Here is an 18,157-nt window from a genome sequence, read left to right as displayed (position 1 = left end):
TTTTAATAAACCAATTCAAATCTCTCTTTATAATGAGGATGATATTGGTAATAAATTGGGTAAGAAAACGTGTACCAATGCTGTATGATTGGACCAGCAAACAATACGCCTAATAACGTACCTAAACCAACTGGACCTCCAATAAAGAAAGCAGACGTTGAAGTTGTAATAGCGACCAACGTTTGGCTTAATCGCATACTAATACGAAAGCGTCCTGCAATGGCCAGGAACAATTGATCAACAGGTGCACGTGGGAACTGTGGAAGAATGTACATCGCTACTCCCATCGCACTCATGGTAATTCCTACAACAAGGAAAGTAAGTTGAACAGCTAACGGAGCCATAGATAAATCTAGCTGACTAAACACGATTTCCACCCAAAAATCTAGAATAAGACTCTCTAATATTAATGGAATAATTGCTCTTAGTTCAGGTGGCTGCTTCATGAGCCAAGCATTGGCAAAAATAAAGATTAACTGTGCGACTGCATACCAAAAACCTACTGTATAACCGAGACTGTCAGAAAGTCCCGCAAACAGTGCTGTCCAAAATCCAGCTCCAAGGGTAGCTTTAATCAATAAGGCTACTCCAAAGAAATTCACTAACATTCCAAGAAGGTATATCGTTACTCTATATAGCATGACGATTCCCCTCCTTTCTTTCCTTGTATATGGCCAAAGCTCACGACTACTCTAAAATTCCTACGCCATTCTACTACCGGTTATTTAAACTTTCAATATGGTTGCTTACATTTATATAGCGTGTTAATGATTTTTAACATTAAAGCGCTTTCCTTTACAAAACCCTTATGTAGTTCGATTTTTCTTCCTCATTATCTGGCTGTTTTTCTTGGATTCCCGTTACTTTCCTACCTTCTCTTCTCAGCCTCTTTTTCTGGGGTATATGCTGCTTTCTTATGCTTATCCGTCTCTTATACCTGATTATCCGCTTCTTTCTGCTCAATCACTTCCCCAAATCACACAAAAAACCTGATTCCATGAATGCATTGACATTCCACAGAATCAGGTTTCGAACAAGCTCTCTAATGATTGATAAGATGGTTTTTCAATTCGCATGTAATCTAAGCTTTCATGCATGTGGCGATCAATTAAGTGGAGCAGTCGATCAATATCTTGTTTATCTAAGGCTTCAACGATTTGCTCATGTTCAACAAATCGTTTACTTTGCATCATGTTCACGTCATAAAAGACATCATATAGCATTAAATAAACATTGATTTGGTCTAAGATTCGTTCCATATAATCTACAAGAAATGCATTGCCACTCTTCTCGGCAAGGAACATATGAAAGGCTTTATTGACATGGATATAATCCATTATATCGTTGTTTTCATATGTTTCTTTTTCTTCTTGAATCAATTCTTTCATTTTTGTAAGATCTTCACTCGTAATCATCGTAATGGCCATTCGACCTGCCATGGATTCTAGTTCTTTCCGCATTAAGAAAGCTTGATGGATTTCCTCGAGGGTGGGCTGCACCACAAAGGCTCCACGATTAGGGATTACTGTCACAAGTCCTTCTTGTTCTAACTTTTTCACTCCATTACGAATGGGTGTACGTGATACATTCAACTGCTCAGAGATTGTCTTCTCAATCAGTTGCGTGCCTGGAGCTATTCTCCGAAACAAAATAGCTTCCTTCAGTGATTGATATACATGATCAATCATCGATTTTTTATCACTCATGATGGTGTTTTCATCCTTTTTTCAACACTTATTTCACTTATCATACCATATCTAAAAACGCTTGAACAAAGCTAAGCTAAACGTTTGAAGTTCTGTCCAATGATTTCATTCATTGTATGCACCGTAACAAAAGCTGTATGATCCACTTCACTAATATACCGCTTCAATCGAATGAAATCTTTACGCTTCAGTATCGTAGTAATTACTTCTTTTGAGTCATAGTTAAAAGCGCCTTTCGCTGAATGAATCGTTGCCCCTTTTCCAAGTTCATGAACGATAAACTCACGAACCATTTCACTCTCACGGCTAATAATGACAATTTCTTTATTATCATCGAATTGCTGTAGAGCATAGTCGATAACGATACCGTTTAAAATGACACCGAAGAATGCATAGAGACCAATTTGAGGTCCGAATACGAAAATGGACGAAGCTGCAATAGCAATATCAGAGAACAAGACTGCTTTCCCCATATCAATGGAAAGATATTTGTTTAGAATCATAGCAATAATGTCTGTTCCACCGGTAGAAGCACCTTGATGGAAGACCATCGCAATACCAGCTGCTGCAATAGCTTGTCCAATAATTAACTGGATTAAAATATCATCGCTTAACGGTTGGCTCATTGGAGCGAACTTTTCTAACGCCCATACCATAAAAGAAACTGCAAAGCTTGTATATATCGTTTTTGACCCAAATTTAAATCCAATGAAAATGAAACCTAGCAAGAAGCAGATAACATTTAAAATTAACATGACTAGACCAAGGGACATATCAGGGAATACATCATTCAACACGATAGATAAACCGCTGACGCCTCCTGTCGCTAAACTGTTCGGGGATAGGAAAAAGTGGACATTGGCAGCCACACAAAAAACCCCTAGATTAATTACGATGAATGAGAGGATATTTTTGAACATAGGCATCTTCCTTTTCTGAAAATGTTTTCATATTGTCGACCAAAATTGTAGTACAATCTGAAATTATAGAGCCCTTATTGTCCTATGTAAACACCCTCAACACCTTTTTTACAAACTTTTTTCGATGTCAAAATCTTTCGTTCATTTCCTGATAAAAAGAGTGAAATGTGCGAATATTTCCGCACATTTCACTTCTTCAAAAATACCTCTCTCTTATTAACTTTTTTCACTATTCTCTTCTTCCATCGCTTCCTTCATTCGTCTAACGTGATCTCCATCTTCCTTTTTCATGATACGTTTGAATAAAGGTTTGATTAGTTTCATTTTCAAGGAGGAAGCATTAATTTCACATTCGAATGTAACCTCTGTACCTGTTTCCGTTGACTGTAGCTTATAATGATAAAGTGTCGCTAGCCCCTCTAGCTCACTACGTACAGAGAACTTCTCGCTTGGCTCATATTCTATAACTTCAATTTCTGAAGAAGCCTCTCTACCGCGTATCAATCTTGTTTCTCTAAATCTTGTGCCCACTCCAAAAGGTCCCTCGGAGAGAATTTCATTTTTCACAACGTTAGGCATAATCGTTGTCGCATTATCAAAGCTAGTTAGAAACGTAAATACTTCTGTTTTAGGCTTCGCTATCGTTACTTTATCTGAAAAAGCAGTCATAGCTGATTCCCCCCCTTCCTTATTTCCTCGGTAATCTATTATTCCCTATTTCTTCCCCTGTTTCCTTTTCCCTCATCAGAAAAACATCCCTATTACATTAGCATCATTTTCTATTATTGTACGAATAAACCAAAAACATTTATACTAGAGAAGGAAAATAATAGAAGATGATTAATAGAAAGGGAGGATATTACATGGGAAAGTGGATAACCACAATACTTACTGTTATGCTTGTTACCTTTAGCATAATCCCAAGCGTTGGCGCTGCCGAAGAAACATACGAAGAACTATCGATGGACAAAAAGAGAGAGCTACTAACTGAAATTGCATTAGAAGAGGGAATCCCACCAGAGATATTGAAAGCCGTGGCGGATCAGGAGAGTCAAATGATGCAGTTTAAAAATGGTAAACCTTTCATTTCTGATGATAATGGCATTGGTATAATGCAAGTAACGAATACTCACCCAAGCGTTGATATCGACAAAAAACGTCTAAAGACAGACACTGCCTATAACATTAAAATAGGTGCCAAGGTATTAAGTCAAAAATGGGAGCTTATGGGAGAAAAGATTCCATCTATTAATGACTCAAATCGAATGATGCTTGAACATTGGTATTTTCCATTGATGGCATATAACGGCGCTTCTGAAACAAACGATCCTCAAAGGCAAGAAGAAACCTATCAGGAAAAAGTGTACCAAATTATTTCTGATGATAGCTTAGTTAGCGTATTCCCTATGCCAACATTTCCAAAGGACTTTTTTGGATATGATGATGGTAAGTTAAAGTTTAATGAACTAACTTCCCAGACATGGGAAAACGGTAACACGATTTCTACTCAAATGTTCCAACAAGGTGATGAGGTTTATGTAATGAACTCTCATGATGCTGATATTTACGATTATGGTAGCCTCAGAGAAACTCGTGATTCTACACCTACAAAACTTGCATTTCATACTGAACTAGAAATTGTAGACGGCCCTTATTTTGAAGATAAAATTAACGATAACCATCATATGGACTACAAAGTAAAAGGTCCAAATGGCATTAGCGGCTACATCTCATCTTCCAATCTACGTTCTATGGATATGAAACAAACCAACTTCACTGATTGGACAGACAACTCTAGCACAGTGGAACCAAGTAAAACGTGGAACATTAACTTCAATACAAAACTGAACACTGGCTCTATTAACGAAAAGAACATATATATCGTTAACGAAAATGGTGTAGGTGTTCGATCAGAAGTAACACTAAGCGAAGATGGTAAGTCCCTTACTATGAATCCTAACGCTTACTTAGAATCTAGCATGAATTACACCCTTTACATTGAAGGCATCGTGTCCAGTACTGGCGGCAAAATGGACACACCTATCTCAAAATCCTTCACGGTATCGAACTAAAAACAACATGAGCCCGGATGTATCAACACATCCGGGCTCATGTTTTATTTAATCAACACCTGTTTCACATTCCATATTCCATTTGCATACTCTCGTATCGTACGATCACTTGAAAATATGCCTGAATTAGCTATGTTATAGACACTTTTCGTCAGCCATTCTGTTTTGTTTTTGTAGCATTTTGCTATGGCTGCTTGAGCTTCAATGTAGGATGCAAAATCCTTCAAAACAAAGTATTCATCATAATCTATTAAGCTATAATAGATTGATTTAAAGTCTACATCTTCTTTTACAAATGTTCCATTAACCATTTGATCGAGAATCGTTTTAATTCTAGGGTCACGATTATAAAGGTCTCGAGCATGATACCCACCATGTTCATAATAAGCTAAGACTTCTTCAGGCTTTAAACCAAATAAGAAAATATTCTCCATCCCTACTGCTTCAGCCATTTCGATATTAGCCCCATCGTTTGTACCAATCGTAATGGCTCCATTCATCATAAACTTCATGTTCCCGGTTCCTGATGCTTCCTTACTTGCTGTTGATATTTGCTCACTAATGTCAGCCGCTGGGATGATAAGCTCTGCGTCAGATACTCCATAGTTTCTAATAAAGACTACCTTAATTTGGTCCCGTATAGACGTATCATGGTTTATGACATTCGCTATCGTATGGATAAGCTTCACAATGCTCTTCGCAAGATGGTAGCTCGGTGCTGCTTTCCCACCAAAAATAAATGTTCGAGGTGTGATTGATGCATTTGGATTTTCCTTCAATCGACGATATAAATCCATAATGTGAAATACATTAAGTAATTGTCGCTTATAGGCGTGCATGCGTTTGATGTGAACATCGAAAATGGAATTCGGATCTACTTTGATCCCATAATCACGTTGGATGACGTTGGCAAGTTTTCCTTTTGAGTGCTTTTTCACAAGCTCTAATTGTTCGTGTAACCCTGGATCATTAGCGTATGGGACCAATTGGATAAGGTCGGACGGGTTTTCCACCCAAGAGGTACCAATCGTATCCTTGATAACGCTCGTCAAACCTGGATTTGCTTGCATGAGCCACCTTCGATGTGTTATCCCATTTGTCTTATTGTTAAATTTATGAGGTTCACGCTCGTAAAAATTGTGCATTAAATCCTGCTTTAAAATGGTGCTGTGCAATTCTGAAACCCCGTTCACACTATGGCTTCCTACAATAGCTAGGTTCGCCATATTTACGTATCCATCTGCAAGTATAGCCATTCCTCTGATCCGGTCCCATTCTCCTGGATATTCATCCCACAAGGAACGACAAAACCGTTCATTGATTTCATTGATAATCATGAAAATACGAGGTAGCAACGGTTTCATAATATCAATTGGCCATCGTTCTAGTGCTTCTGCTAAGATCGTGTGATTTGTATAAGAGATGGTTTCGGTCGTAATCGACCATGCCGCTTCCCAGCTCAACCCCTCTTGATCCATTAATATTCTCATCAGTTCAGGTACTGCTAATACTGGGTGTGTGTCATTAATGTGCAAGGCAATTTTCTTTGGTAACTCTTTGATATTCGGATGCATCCGCTTAAATCGACATAGAATACTCTGAAGACTCGCTGATACCAGGAAATACTGTTGTTTCAGACGGAGTTGCTTCCCTTCAAGCGTTGAATCATCAGGATAAAGAAATTCAGAAATAGCTTCTGTAGCGCGCTTATACTCAATCATTTTATGATAATGCTTATGGTTCAAGTGTCCAAAGTCAAAGTCCTTTATAGCCGATTCAGCACTCCAAAGACGTAAAGAATTAACTGTTTGATTATGATAGCCGACCACAGGCACATCATATGGTACAGCCAGGACCGGCTCATAATTCACGTGGTCGAAGTGGATAGTTCCACCCTCTTCTCTAGATTGCACTTCTCCCCAAAAACGAACCTCAACTGTTTTATCTGACTTTCTAACTTCCCATACGTTACCTTCTCTGAGCCAGTAATCCGGAATTTCCACTTGATAACCATCAATAATCTTTTGTTCAAACAAACCATATTTGTAGCGAATACCACATCCATGCCCTGGCAAATGAAGAGAAGCCATGGAATCCAAGAAACATGCAGCTAGTCGACCTAGGCCACCATTCCCCAGTCCAGCATCCGGTTCTTGGGCTTCCACTTCCTCAAGGTCAATACCTAAGTCAGCGAAGCCTTCCTGACAAACGTCTCTAATGCCGAGATTCATCAAATTACTTTTCAACAGTTTCCCTAGCAAAAATTCCATGGACAAATAGTAAACCTGTTTATCCCCGTTCTCACGATACTGATCGTTTGTAGCTATCCAGTTTCGACTTACATACTCCCTTACCATTGAACCTAACGTTACATATTTGTCAGCAAGTGTAGTCTCTTCTACACCTTTGCCATGTATGTTAACTAAGCGCTCTAGAAAGGCTTCTTTAAAGGAGTTTTTATGCTGAAACACTACAACACCACCGCCTCATTCAGCTCACAAACACGTTCATAAAGGTTCTTATATCGTAATGAAGACTGAGTCCAACTCACATCACATTTTCGGATATTCTGATTGATTCTCCACCAAACGAAAGGATCTTCATAACATGCCAACGCTCTCTTAATCGTATGGAGCATTTCATCCGCATTATAATGTTCAAAGCTAAACCCATTCCCATCTCCCGTGCGTTCATCATAGGAATGAATTGTATCCTTCAGTCCTCCAGTTTCTCGAACTACTGGCACCGTCTCATATTGAAGAGCAATCAACTGACTAACTCCACATGGTTCATATTTCGATGGCATAAGTAGTAAATCAGAAGCAGCATAAATTTGGTGCGATAAGGCTTCATCAAAAGAAGGTTGAAACGCCATTTTCTTCGGAAAATATGCTGCAATATCTAACAATAATTCCTCATAATACGTTTCCCCTTCCCCTACGATGACAACTTGAATGTCCTCTTCGAGAAGGTCTTCGATTACATGCGTCAATAAGTCGATCCCCTTTTGTTCCACCAAGCGTGTAACCATCGCAAGCATAGGGACCTCTAGCTTGGGAAGTCCAAAGCGTTCTTGAACAACCCGCTTGTTCTCTGATTTCCAATCATACACACCTCGTTTAGCATGAAGATGTACGTCTTGATATGGATTATAGGAACGATAATCAATTCCATTAGGGATTCCCACTAATTTGCTTGAGCATTTCTGAAGCACCCCTTCCAATCCTTCCCCATACGCTGGCTGTTGAATTTCCCGTGCATATGTGTCGCTTACTGTTGTCAGATAATCAGCATAAATAAGCCCAGTCTTCAAGAAATTAACCTGTCCATAGAACTCAAGCTGTTCTGAGGTAAAATACTCTTCTCCTAGTTCCAATAAATCACCCAGGACGTCGGCAGGGAAAACTCCTTGATACTTTAAATTATGAATCGTCAAAACCGTTTTCATCTGCTCGTAAAAAGGCTTATGTGCATATTGAGTTTGTAAATACAAGCTAGTTAACGCCGTTTGCCAATCATGCACATGCAGAATATCCGGTTGAAAATCTAGTGCTGGTAAACTCTCGAGTACAGCTTTTGAGAAAAAGGCAAATCGTTCCGCTTCCTCATAGTCATTTCCTTGACCATAAATATAATCTCTACCGAAGTAGAATTCGTTATCAATAAAATAATAATGGATCCCGTCTATTTCTAGTTCTTCCACACCACAATATTGTTCTCGCCAACCAAGCGAAACATTTGTGACATGCTTCTCTCTCATTTGATTCTTCCAATAGTCAGGTATGGATTTATATTTAGGGACAATAACTCTCACATCAAGACCTTGTTCTTGCAACGATATTGGCAACGATCCAATCACATCTGCTAACCCACCTGTTTTACTAAATGGAACACATTCTGAAGCTACAAATAATATATTCATTTCTTGCTCCCCCTCTAATTGACTTTCCGATGCCAGGAAGTACGATATCGATTCATCCCCTTCCTTATCCATCTAACAGTTATCTCAAAATGGAACGTAGTCCTTGACACTACCACTTTTCCAGCACATTACTGTAGTGTTATGTAGAAAAATAGACGTACTCTTACGATGTGTACAATACATGCTCATACAAAGATATGTATGTGAAACGAATGAAAAAGATGATAATAAATTAGGAGGGACATACAGACATAAATTTTTTTGAATACATAAAAAAACAACCAAGCCCTTGTTGGACTTGGTTGTGCTTAAGTTATCCTTCTATACTTCTCCATAATGTTAAGGATGCATAACTTTGATAAGGCTCCCATCCTTTACTCATCTCCACTATTTCTTCTTGAGAAGGCTTCTTTTCTTTTTGGAAGTAGTGTTTCAGAGCATTTTGAATACCTATATCCGCTTTTGGTAACAGGTTTTCTCTTCCCACTCCGAACATTAGCCAGTTTTCTACAGTCCACGGGCCAACACCTCGTACCTTCTTCAAACGCTTCATAACATCCTCATCCGGTAGTTCAGCTAACTCCTGTAAATCTAAATCTCCATCAACAATCATACGCGATGTGTCAATGACATACTCAGCTTTTCGCTGACTAAATTGTAGTTCTCGTAGTTCTTCATAAGGAATTTGCGCTACTGTTTCAGGAGATGGATAGAACCATACGCCGTCTTTCTTATTCCCATAGTTTTGCACAAAGCGAGTACTAAGAGTGTATGCGAATTTCATATTGAGTTGCTGATGAATGATGACCTTCATCAAACAATCATATAGGTGGAAATCCTTCACAATTGGAGTGCCTGGATGAGCATTAAAAAGTTGGTCCAAATTTGTATCTAGAAAATGCTCATGAACCTTTTCCAAATCACGGTCCCATTGAAAAAGTGCTTTAATATGATGCAAAAGCTTTTCCTTTTGCTCTTTCGATTCACTTGATATTTGAAACAGAGGATCACTCGTCTTTCCTAGTGCCTGTACACGAACGACGTGTTGTTCTTTACCTAGTTGGACGGGCACATCTACCCATCGCTCATCTCGATCTAATTTACTTAAAGGGTCAAGGCTAAAACGAAGTAACGTGTAATCAAAATCATAAAAACTATTTGCTGTCACTTCCTCTGACCACATATACTTATACCTCCTTTATCATCTATCATGTTGAATTTACGTAATTTGATAGTAAGGTCGACATTCTTGTCGGATATATTCCATAAAGTTCATAATAACCTGGGCTCTCATTAAAGGGGAAGAATAATGAGATGTTGCTGAGTTCTCATGGTTCGTTCTCAAGAGCATCCCTTCATCTAGGAGCTGCCCCCATTCTCTTCCAACTTTTTGTTTCGCAACCTGTAATGCTTCTGTTTTAGGGATTACACTCTCTTGTTCAAGTGTACAAAGGATACGCGCATTTGTTTCAATCGCAAATAAGGCATCATCGTCATTAAGAAGCTGAATTAACTTCTTATTAGGCCAATAATGTTCGGTATTATAACGTAACGTCTTTTTCACATCGTTCCAAGATGTTTCCAGCGGTAGCTCACTCACATCAGGCCCAATCACTTTTATACCATGGTGTTCTAGAACCCACCAAGTAATCGCATTAATATCCCAATGTCCCCTCTTAAGTTCCCCTTCCTCGCAATACAGATATGCTTCCAATTCTTCATTATATTTTCCAATTTGACTATCAAGCATATATACGCCGTCCATTACATTACCAAATGGATAGTCATTTTTTAATGCTACATGAAGTTGCTGTAGCTTTTCCTCTTCTTCCTCTACCAAAGGTCTATTTATAATCGTAATAAAATCAATATCGCTGTTCTCTTCTTCAAAAGCATCTAAAGCTAGAGAACCATATAAATAAACCCCTTTTATTACATCACTAGGAAGATTGTTCAATTTCTCTGTATATTCTGTTAGTAAAGATTCTACTTGCTCAGGTACCAATTATACATCCTCCTTTTGTTCTTGCATTCCCTTTAAAATTGTTCTACATATACTCTTCGTTTAACAACGCTTGTGAATCAAGATTATGTTTTCCCTGTATTAGTGAACTAGAAACAATATACGGAGGAATAGTCATAGACAAAACTTCATATTCATGTAAGTACTACTGTTGAATGAAGCTTATTATCAGAATTTTTTGCATTCCTTTAGATTATATAGTAATTTATATATTAAGATAAAACGTGACGGAAAAACATGCGCAAGGATTCTGCTAATATATAAATCTTTTTAAAAGAAAAAAATGCATCCACAACGGGATCCCCCCTCTTCATAGGTTGAATGTGAGCTATGGAAAGGATTGGAGATAGATACTGGAATATGGGCCACATCTTATATTTTTTCTTCTAAAGGATTGGTTATAATCCATAAACATTATCACATTCGTTAGGAGTGATTAATGTGAGCCACACTCATTATAAGATAGATACTGAATCGAGCTGGAGGTCTACTAAAGATAAATCCTCAAACCATTACATGGAGGATTTCTGCAAGGAGCTTTACATAAGAGGCGTTTCAATTGAAAACGCATACATTCTAGAGCTTGGTTGTGGACATGGATTTGTAACCCAAGCGTTTCAAAACCTACAAGCTGATGTGAAAGGGATTCATTGTTCTCCAGAGGAAATAAGCATTGCCCAAAAACAAAATCCTGAAGCACATTATATTAAAGGCAACCCAGAATACCTTCCATTTGAAAAAGACAGTTTTGATATCGTTTATGCATGTAATCATTGGGAGCATTTAGATCGAAATAAGGTGCTAAGTGAAGTAGACAGAGTGTTAAAACCAAAAGGATATTTACTTATTTTAGATGCAAACTGTCGACTTGATCAGGAATGTGTTGCTTATCATACAAACGAATTACTATCTATGTACGGACGAACACCACTAGCTACCCATACTTTTCCATCGGAAGAGCATAGTCATTCTTTTTTTCCACCTGAATGGTTCGAAGAATGGAGGAAAGCTGGCTTCTCTATCATTGATGAATGGAGCTTCATGTGCAACGTGGATTTCACATTAAAAAGCTGGATCAACACAGTACTACAACATACAATTGAAGCGAGTAACTATATAAAATCAAGAATCATGGATGAACTACGATTATTCTTGCTTAATTCAATAGAACATGATTCATTTCCAATCCCTTACACATGTAAAACAGTAGTCCTGCAAAAATAAAGTCCTGGCTAACATGTGAAAGCCAGGACTTATCTATGCTCTATAGACCAAAATTTTCTGAAATAGGTTCAGGAAGTAACTGCTTCATCACTAGATGATCAAGACTTTTGAACTGATAACCCTGTTTCGTCAGCTCATCAATCATATGCTCCAAAGCTTCAGCATTATCTTCAGATACAGTATGCAACAACATAACTGCCCCAGGATGAATCTGCTGAACCACACTTTTATAAGCATACTCCCAGCCTTTTTGTTGGTTTGTATGCCAGTCCACAAAAGCTAAGGACCAAAACATTGTGATATATCCTAACTCCTCTGTTGTAGATAGACTTCTCTCACTAAAGGTTCCTCTTGGCGGACGTAAATACATCATTGATTCTTGATCTGTAATCGCTGCTACTGCTTTCTCCACTTTCGTCAGTTCCTTCTCAATCCGTTCTTTGCTCATTTTTGAAAAATCAGGATGACTCCATGAATGATTCCCAACAATATGCCCTTCCTTTACCATACGTTGGACTAAATCAGAGGCACTATTGACGTAATGCCCCGTTACGAAAAAGGTAGCAGGTACCTGCTTTTCTTTTAGTACATCTAGTATTTTTCCTGTGTAGCCTTGCTCATAACCATTATCAAACGTTAAATACACAACTTTTTCATCTGTAGGGTCAATATAATACCCTCCATATTTCCTTAACATATCCCCATATCCACCTGGATTAGGAGGTTGATGATTCTTACTTTTACTGTATCCCCATCCATGACTCCGATCACTGTATGCGCCTGCATATTGGATGGGTAACATAGATATAAGAGTAAATATTGTAAGTATCAAAAGAATTAGCTTCCTCAAATAATCACCCACTTTTTATATAGTTTTTTTCAAGTGGGATTTTTTATACTTCTCCATACATAATAAAAAAACTGCCATCAAAGTTGATGACAGTTCTTTATTTAGAATATATTTGCAGCAATCCAGCCAAAAATAAATAATGGAATGTTGTAGTGAATAAATGTTGGTACACATGTATCCCAAATGTGATTATGCTTACCATCTGCATTCAGACCTGATGTTGGGCCAAGGGTACTATCAGACGCAGGAGAACCAGCGTCCCCTAAAGCTCCTGCTGTCCCTATTAATACCGCTGTCGCAATAGGTGAAAAACCAACAGACATACAAATAGGTACATATAATGCTGCTAAAATTGGAATCGTACCGAATGAAGAGCCGATTCCCATTGTGATTAGCAAACCTACGAGAAGCAGTACAAAGGAAATAATGTAATGATTATCCCCTATCGCTCCTGAAGTCTGCTGGACAAGGGCATCCACGGCACCTGTTTGTTTCAAGACATTCGCATAACCTGATGAAATAAGCATCACAAAAGCAATGGTACCCATCATACTAATTCCATCTGAGATAACTTGATCCCCTTTTCGAAACGGAACAACAAAAAAGAAGAACATTGCAACTAATCCAGTTAAAGCTCCAAGTATCAAGCTATCAGTTACAATTTGCACAACTAACGCTAGGACAATAGCGACTAACGTGAGTACATGACGCATGCCAAATGGCTCTGTATTCTCCTCACTAGTTGCTGCAACTTCTGCTTGATACTCACTAGGCATAGCCTTTGTATCTCTCGTTTTACGATACGTGAATAAAATGGCAACGATTAATCCTAGGATCATACCAATACCAGGCAAGATCATAGCTTGTGCGATTTGACCAAGTCCAATACTCGCCCCACTTGAATTCATTGCATCTCGAATGGTTTTATGAAAAATAAGTCCAAAGCCAGCTGGAATCATCAAGTAAGGAGCTTTCAACCCAAACGTAAGAGCAGTAGCTACCCCACGGCGATCCATTTTCATATCATCAAATAACTTTAATAATGGCGGAATCAAAATCGGAATAAATGCAATATGAACTGGAATGACGTTCTGAGATAACGAAGCAACACCTGCAATCACAAATAATAGCATGACGCGCTTCCCTTTCAGAACTGAAACCAGATTTCGAACTAAAATTTTCGTAATACCAGAATAAGCAATCGTCACAGCGAACGCACCTAACAGCACGTAACTTAATGCCGTATCCGCTTGTCCACCCATGCCTTCTACAATCATTTTAACTGCATCGGTAAGGGATAACCCTGTCATTAATCCTGCCGTCAAACCAGCAGCCAACATTGCAATCACTACGTTCACACGAAGTAAACTAAGCACTGCCATAACGAGAACAGACACAACAACAGCCCAGGCTAACATACTCACCAACCTCCCTCTTATCAAATCTATTATTACGTTATCGTATTATTTCGTTAACGATTTAATATGATAAAGCAGGAGGATGAAAAAATCAACCCTAAATTTTGTTTTGAAATTATTTAAAAGTCATGAAAAAATATCACTGATGATATGGGTATTTCATCACCCTACAATTTCACAAATAAAAATACGGTAAAAGCGAAGATGAACTTCACTTTTACCGTATTACAATCTTTAACCAACTACGCTAATATAAGGGTTGTACATGATTTCAACTTGGCCTGCCGCTACTGAATAACTCTCCTCTGAAAGAGTGCCTTGTTGCTGATCAGTACCAAAAGTAAATCCTACAGAGATTAGCATAACAGCTACTAACATCATTAATTTTTTCATTGCAATTTCACCCCCCTTGCTTCTAATTCCTTTTTAGGAAATTGTGCAGAGAAATAATCATTCTGTTCTTTAATAAATCTATTATATGAACTATTTAATAGATCCACACTATCAATCGCTAAACCCAAGAAATACTCTTGAAAAGGTGACTTATTTTCTAGATTGTTTAGTAATGTTGCAGCTTCCTTTTTTCTTCCAGTTTTTAAGAGGATATGAGCTCTTTCCTCTAAATCTTCAGTATGAATGCCTTCTAATTTATTGAAATAAGCACAAATAAACGGTATTACGTTATTCTTTATTCCTTTTATATAATAGGTTAGATTATAGCTGTAAGCATTTTCTAATGCCGTTTCGACATAGTTCATAGCTTTATCATAATCTTCGAATATATATGTTAATCCCAAATCTACTAAAACATCACATTTTTTCTCTTGATTTAATGTATTCTCAAGTATGTTCAAAGCATACTTACGAGCAATCTTCACTTCGTTTTTTTTCCAATGAAAAATATATAATAATTCATTTTCCCTAATCTGAAAGTAAATTCTAAGCAGTGTATTATCCACATTCAGTAACTTTTCTGTCAATTCTTCTTGATACTTTTCAAACATTTCATATTCAAGTCTCTCATAGTAACCATAAATTTTCATAAAGATTATTAAACATTCTATAGTAGAATCTTGAACGTTAAATAAATATTCATTTGTAAACTTAAGTATATCTCCTTCTTTATTCACTCTACGATTTAACATGAATGAATAAATATCAGCCAATTCCTTATTCAAACTATTAGTTGATAAAGCATTCTTATCAATCAGCGTTTTTAGGTCAGAGTATAACCCATTCATATACAGAAACTCCATACCTACCCTGGAATTTTCATCAGAATGGCAGTTCAAGCAGAATTCTTTAGTTAATTGTAATTTGGTTTCTTCGTCATATTTCTTCGATAGTTGCTGTAAAACAGAGAATAGGGCTGGTTCGTTTGAGCCAATCATGCTATAAACCGTTTCCAATTGTTCAGAAGAAAATGCATGAGTCTTTTTTTCTTCTTGAGTCATTGTATGATCCCCTTATATAGAAGATTAGTGCTTATGTGAACATAGGATGTTTGTACCCTATCAGGTATAAACGCTTAGATATTTGTTTACGTCAATACAACTGAATGACCATCTTATACTTCATACTAATATAAATTGAACCATTTTTCCATTCAATTATTGTAAAATGAAGAAATTCTATCATGTTTTTTTCCTATTTTTCATAATATAGTTGATTTTTTCTATGTCCAAGCCTTTAACTTCAGCATTCTATGAACTAGCGTGTAAATAGGAAAAACTTCGCCTCTAGTTCTATTTTCTTATATGTAATGTTTCTCTCTCAATTGAGTCTTTTGACACCATTTTTATGAACAGAAGCTCAGTGCGCCCGTTTAGCATCGTATTGCTTCGGCCCACACGACGTAGGCAAATATAAAAAGGTGTTAGCTACTAGATTCGCTAACACCTTCTCTATTACTTACATTCCTCTTCCAATTCTTCAAGCATAGAAATCAATTTGTCCACATCTTCTACAGATGTTTCTTCTGGATCCATTTCATCGATGCGTGACATGAAAGAAGAGAGTCGAAGTTTTAATTCTTCAATTTTTGCCTCGTTACTCATGATTAACTCCCTTTATCTGTATTATTTGTCATTCTCGAGTTTCTGCGCCTATATTATCGTAGTAGAAAAGCATGTTTTTGTCTATCATCGTTCGAGTTTATAGAGGTAAGAAAACGTACATGCTATAATGGAGGCTATGAATTGTGTTCTAGGAGGATTAAAGAGATGAATTTTCTCAATAGTTTTGATTGGTGGGAGAATGTTACGGCATTTTTCTCTAATCCTGTTGTACAAGTAATTATGGTTGCCATTATTTTATACATTAGTATCTTAATTATTCGTCGTTCCATTAGATCCTTTTTCAAGAAAACCCATTTTATTGAAGTGAGAAAAGAAGAAACGTTAGAGGCGATGATTAATTCCCTGATTTCCTACGCCGCTACAATTGGCTTTATTGTTTTTGTACTTATGCAGATAGGAATTAAAGTTGGAAGCGTCTTAGCTGGTGCTGGAGTCATTGGTATTATTTTAGGCTTTGGTGCTCAAAGTTTAATTCGCGATTTGTTATCTGGCATATTCTTTCTTTACGAAAAACAGCTCCATAAGGGTGACTTTATTACAATTAACGAGAGGTTTCATGGTACAGTCGAAGATATCGGACTTCGTTTTTTGAAACTCCGTGAGTGGAGTGGAAAACTATTAACGGTGAGCAATGGTTTAGTGACGTCCATAGAAAATTACAACATTGATCATATGCGTGTCATAGAAAAAGTAACCGTTAGTTTTAATGAAGATCCAAAACGGATTTTCAGCCTATTAGAAGAAACTTGTGAGACACTTAACGAAGAGTTAGGCCAATACTTGAAAAAAGATTTGACCGATAACCCGATACAACCTTTCCAAGTATATGGAATGACCTCATTGAATCATGAACATAAAGGGTATGAGTACACCATTATTGGTCTAACAGAAGATTTAGTGTATTGGACCGCTTCTAAAGAAACAAAACGAATCATTGCCGAAACAATGTTCGACAATGATGTGAGAATGTCCCTTCAACATATTGAACTACCCTATCAGCAGTTTAATCAATCCCAAAGCAACGAAAGCCAAGAGGAAGAATAAACTTGCATGTATAATGGATTATCTAAATAATCCCAAACAAAAAGAGCTTGGATCCAAGCTCTTTTTTTATTTTAATTACTGAATTCTAAAGTTATAAGAAACGTGGTCCTGAATTGGAATCCATGCTCCAATACCTTGCTTTGTCACATTTTTTACGACGATGTTTTTCTTTGAACCTTTTAGCTCTAAATACACTTCACCAAATGTTACTGTTCCTTTTTCATTCACAGCTGGAGCATATGCTTCTAGAGTACCTATTTTCTTGGGAGGAATTCCGTATGAATTTGCTTTCTTTGTTCCTCTACCGAACACGGTATGGAAGGCAAGGGGAAGATTTATGTTTTTCTGTGCTTTTAGCAGCATCATTTTTTTAATGTCATCAGCATTGCTGATTTTAGCGGTTAATCCACCTTTAACATGCTTCTCTTCTTCTTGATTATAATTTAATTTCTTGGTCTCGTTACCACCCATATTATTGAGTTGATTTTGATTGATTTTTTGATACTGCCAATTGATACTCGTTTCATTCGTTTCATAATTTAACGGCCAATGTCCCATATACACCATACCTCTGTAACCAATTGCAACTGGGGATGGTTTTAAACTTGTTTCATTTAACATTTTCATCAATTCTGGATTGTTGATGGTAACCTCTGATTCCTCTAATAATTCTCGGGTAAGATCACTAGGTTCTAGAACAGTTTGATCTTGAGTCGAATTTGGATATGTGTTTTCCTTAGAAATATTCAACACATGGCTCGGAACCTTACCTTTATCTGTAGACTTATTCTCTTTCACGTCCTCAGCATATACAAATGCAGGCGTTACAGTGAATAAAATACATAACAAGATGACAAATGATTTAATGGATGTTTTCATCTTTCACAGCCCTTTCTTTTT

The 18,157-nt window shown here is 37.3% G+C and carries 17 protein-coding genes; 3 read left to right on the top strand and 14 right to left on the bottom strand.

The window, feature by feature from the left end:
* Window positions 1–2 precede the first annotated feature (2 nt).
* The 4 genes from GLW08_RS15585 to GLW08_RS15570 all read right to left on the bottom strand — a co-directional run bounded on the left by GLW08_RS15585 (window position 3) and on the right by GLW08_RS15570 (window position 3,295).
* A complete protein-coding gene (locus GLW08_RS15585; protein WP_160849573.1) occupies window positions 3–641 on the bottom strand; it encodes a YczE/YyaS/YitT family protein in 639 nt (212 codons plus the stop codon).
* 381 nt (window positions 642–1,022) lie between these two features.
* Window positions 1,023–1,706: a GntR family transcriptional regulator gene (locus tag GLW08_RS15580; protein WP_160849572.1), complete on the bottom strand. Its 684-nt coding sequence runs from the start codon at window positions 1,704–1,706 to the stop codon at window positions 1,023–1,025.
* Window positions 1,707–1,777: 71 nt separating this feature from the next.
* The gene (locus tag GLW08_RS15575) at window positions 1,778–2,626 is read right to left on the bottom strand and encodes a YitT family protein (RefSeq protein WP_160849571.1); all 849 of its coding nucleotides are present in this window, start codon (window positions 2,624–2,626) and stop codon (window positions 1,778–1,780) included.
* Between the two features lie 216 nt (window positions 2,627–2,842).
* A complete protein-coding gene (locus GLW08_RS15570; RefSeq protein ID WP_160849570.1) occupies window positions 2,843–3,295 on the bottom strand; it encodes an SRPBCC family protein in 453 nt (150 codons plus the stop codon).
* Window positions 3,296–3,489: 194 nt separating this feature from the next.
* On the opposite strand from GLW08_RS15570, the gene GLW08_RS15565 reads away from it, so the two are divergent.
* Entirely contained in the window at window positions 3,490–4,698 is a 1,209-nt protein-coding gene (locus tag GLW08_RS15565; RefSeq protein ID WP_160849569.1) for a transglycosylase SLT domain-containing protein, read from the top strand.
* Window positions 4,699–4,742: 44 nt separating this feature from the next.
* Here the strand turns inward: GLW08_RS15565 and GLW08_RS15560 are convergent, their stop codons facing one another.
* The 4 genes from GLW08_RS15560 to GLW08_RS15545 all read right to left on the bottom strand — a co-directional run bounded on the left by GLW08_RS15560 (window position 4,743) and on the right by GLW08_RS15545 (window position 10,625).
* Window positions 4,743–7,169, bottom strand: coding sequence for a glycogen/starch/alpha-glucan family phosphorylase (locus GLW08_RS15560; protein WP_160849568.1), 2,427 nt, complete (start codon window positions 7,167–7,169; stop codon window positions 4,743–4,745).
* Window positions 7,169–8,620: a glycogen synthase GlgA gene (gene glgA, locus GLW08_RS15555; RefSeq protein WP_160849567.1), complete on the bottom strand. Its 1,452-nt coding sequence runs from the start codon at window positions 8,618–8,620 to the stop codon at window positions 7,169–7,171. The genes GLW08_RS15560 and glgA overlap by 1 nt, the downstream gene beginning before the upstream one ends.
* A gap of 313 nt (window positions 8,621–8,933) precedes the next feature.
* Window positions 8,934–9,803, bottom strand: a complete 870-nt coding sequence (locus GLW08_RS15550; protein ID WP_160849566.1) for a DNA-3-methyladenine glycosylase family protein — start codon at window positions 9,801–9,803, stop codon at window positions 8,934–8,936.
* A 36-nt stretch (window positions 9,804–9,839) separates the two neighbouring features.
* Window positions 9,840–10,625, bottom strand: coding sequence for a nucleotidyltransferase domain-containing protein (locus tag GLW08_RS15545; RefSeq protein WP_160849565.1), 786 nt, complete (start codon window positions 10,623–10,625; stop codon window positions 9,840–9,842).
* Window positions 10,626–11,084: 459 nt separating this feature from the next.
* On the opposite strand from GLW08_RS15545, the gene GLW08_RS15540 reads away from it, so the two are divergent.
* Complete coding sequence (locus GLW08_RS15540; RefSeq protein WP_160849564.1) at window positions 11,085–11,867, top strand: methyltransferase domain-containing protein; 783 nt, start codon at window positions 11,085–11,087, stop codon at window positions 11,865–11,867.
* Window positions 11,868–11,907: 40 nt separating this feature from the next.
* On the opposite strand, the gene pdaA is transcribed toward GLW08_RS15540, so the two are convergent.
* The 5 genes from pdaA to GLW08_RS21680 form a co-directional block, all read right to left on the bottom strand.
* On the bottom strand, window positions 11,908–12,717 hold the full coding sequence (gene pdaA, locus GLW08_RS15535) for a delta-lactam-biosynthetic de-N-acetylase (protein WP_423808632.1): 810 nt from the start codon (window positions 12,715–12,717) through the stop codon (window positions 11,908–11,910).
* A 101-nt stretch (window positions 12,718–12,818) separates the two neighbouring features.
* Window positions 12,819–14,135: a Na+/H+ antiporter family protein gene (locus GLW08_RS15530; protein ID WP_160849563.1), complete on the bottom strand. Its 1,317-nt coding sequence runs from the start codon at window positions 14,133–14,135 to the stop codon at window positions 12,819–12,821.
* Between the two features lie 234 nt (window positions 14,136–14,369).
* Window positions 14,370–14,528, bottom strand: a complete 159-nt coding sequence (locus GLW08_RS15525; protein ID WP_160849562.1) for a hypothetical protein — start codon at window positions 14,526–14,528, stop codon at window positions 14,370–14,372.
* Entirely contained in the window at window positions 14,525–15,589 is a 1,065-nt protein-coding gene (locus tag GLW08_RS15520) for an AimR family lysis-lysogeny pheromone receptor (protein ID WP_160849561.1), read from the bottom strand. Before GLW08_RS15520 ends, GLW08_RS15525 begins: the two co-directional genes overlap by 4 nt.
* 453 nt (window positions 15,590–16,042) lie before the next feature.
* Window positions 16,043–16,192 carry an SE1561 family protein gene (locus GLW08_RS21680; protein WP_202406361.1) on the bottom strand — a complete coding sequence of 50 codons (150 nt, stop codon included), beginning with the start codon at window positions 16,190–16,192 and terminating at the stop codon, window positions 16,043–16,045.
* 165 nt (window positions 16,193–16,357) lie between these two features.
* On the opposite strand from GLW08_RS21680, the gene GLW08_RS15515 reads away from it, so the two are divergent.
* A complete protein-coding gene (locus GLW08_RS15515; RefSeq protein ID WP_160849560.1) occupies window positions 16,358–17,257 on the top strand; it encodes a mechanosensitive ion channel family protein in 900 nt (299 codons plus the stop codon).
* Window positions 17,258–17,332: 75 nt separating this feature from the next.
* On the opposite strand, the gene GLW08_RS15510 is transcribed toward GLW08_RS15515, so the two are convergent.
* Window positions 17,333–18,136 carry a YfkD famly protein gene (locus tag GLW08_RS15510; protein ID WP_160849559.1) on the bottom strand — a complete coding sequence of 268 codons (804 nt, stop codon included), beginning with the start codon at window positions 18,134–18,136 and terminating at the stop codon, window positions 17,333–17,335.
* Window positions 18,137–18,157 lie beyond the last annotated feature (21 nt).

This window comes from Pontibacillus yanchengensis, assembly GCF_009856295.1.
GTDB lineage: Bacteria > Bacillota > Bacilli > Bacillales > BH030062 > Pontibacillus > Pontibacillus yanchengensis_A.
The sequence above is the reverse complement of the archived record's forward strand: the minus strand, read 5'-3'. Positions and strand labels throughout refer to the sequence as shown.

Excerpts from the sequence above, each read along its gene's own strand:
- GLW08_RS21680 (WP_202406361.1), bottom strand. The coding sequence starts at position 16,192 with ATGAGTAACGAGGCAAAAATTGAAGAATTAAAACTTCGACTCTCTTCT.
- GLW08_RS15550 (WP_160849566.1), bottom strand. The coding sequence starts at position 9,803 with ATGTGGTCAGAGGAAGTGACAGCAAATAGTTTTTATGATTTTGATTAC.
- GLW08_RS15580 (WP_160849572.1), bottom strand. The coding sequence starts at position 1,706 with ATGAGTGATAAAAAATCGATGATTGATCATGTATATCAATCACTGAAG.
- GLW08_RS15575 (WP_160849571.1), bottom strand. The coding sequence starts at position 2,626 with ATGTTCAAAAATATCCTCTCATTCATCGTAATTAATCTAGGGGTTTTT.
- GLW08_RS15515 (WP_160849560.1), top strand. The coding sequence starts at position 16,358 with ATGAATTTTCTCAATAGTTTTGATTGGTGGGAGAATGTTACGGCATTT.
- GLW08_RS15520 (WP_160849561.1), bottom strand. The coding sequence starts at position 15,589 with ATGACTCAAGAAGAAAAAAAGACTCATGCATTTTCTTCTGAACAATTG.
- GLW08_RS15565 (WP_160849569.1), top strand. The coding sequence starts at position 3,490 with ATGGGAAAGTGGATAACCACAATACTTACTGTTATGCTTGTTACCTTT.
- GLW08_RS15510 (WP_160849559.1), bottom strand. The coding sequence starts at position 18,136 with ATGAAAACATCCATTAAATCATTTGTCATCTTGTTATGTATTTTATTC.
- glgA (WP_160849567.1), bottom strand. The coding sequence starts at position 8,620 with ATGAATATATTATTTGTAGCTTCAGAATGTGTTCCATTTAGTAAAACA.
- GLW08_RS15585 (WP_160849573.1), bottom strand. The coding sequence starts at position 641 with ATGCTATATAGAGTAACGATATACCTTCTTGGAATGTTAGTGAATTTC.
- GLW08_RS15570 (WP_160849570.1), bottom strand. The coding sequence starts at position 3,295 with ATGACTGCTTTTTCAGATAAAGTAACGATAGCGAAGCCTAAAACAGAA.
- GLW08_RS15525 (WP_160849562.1), bottom strand. The coding sequence starts at position 14,528 with ATGAAAAAATTAATGATGTTAGTAGCTGTTATGCTAATCTCTGTAGGA.
- GLW08_RS15530 (WP_160849563.1), bottom strand. The coding sequence starts at position 14,135 with ATGTTAGCCTGGGCTGTTGTTGTGTCTGTTCTCGTTATGGCAGTGCTT.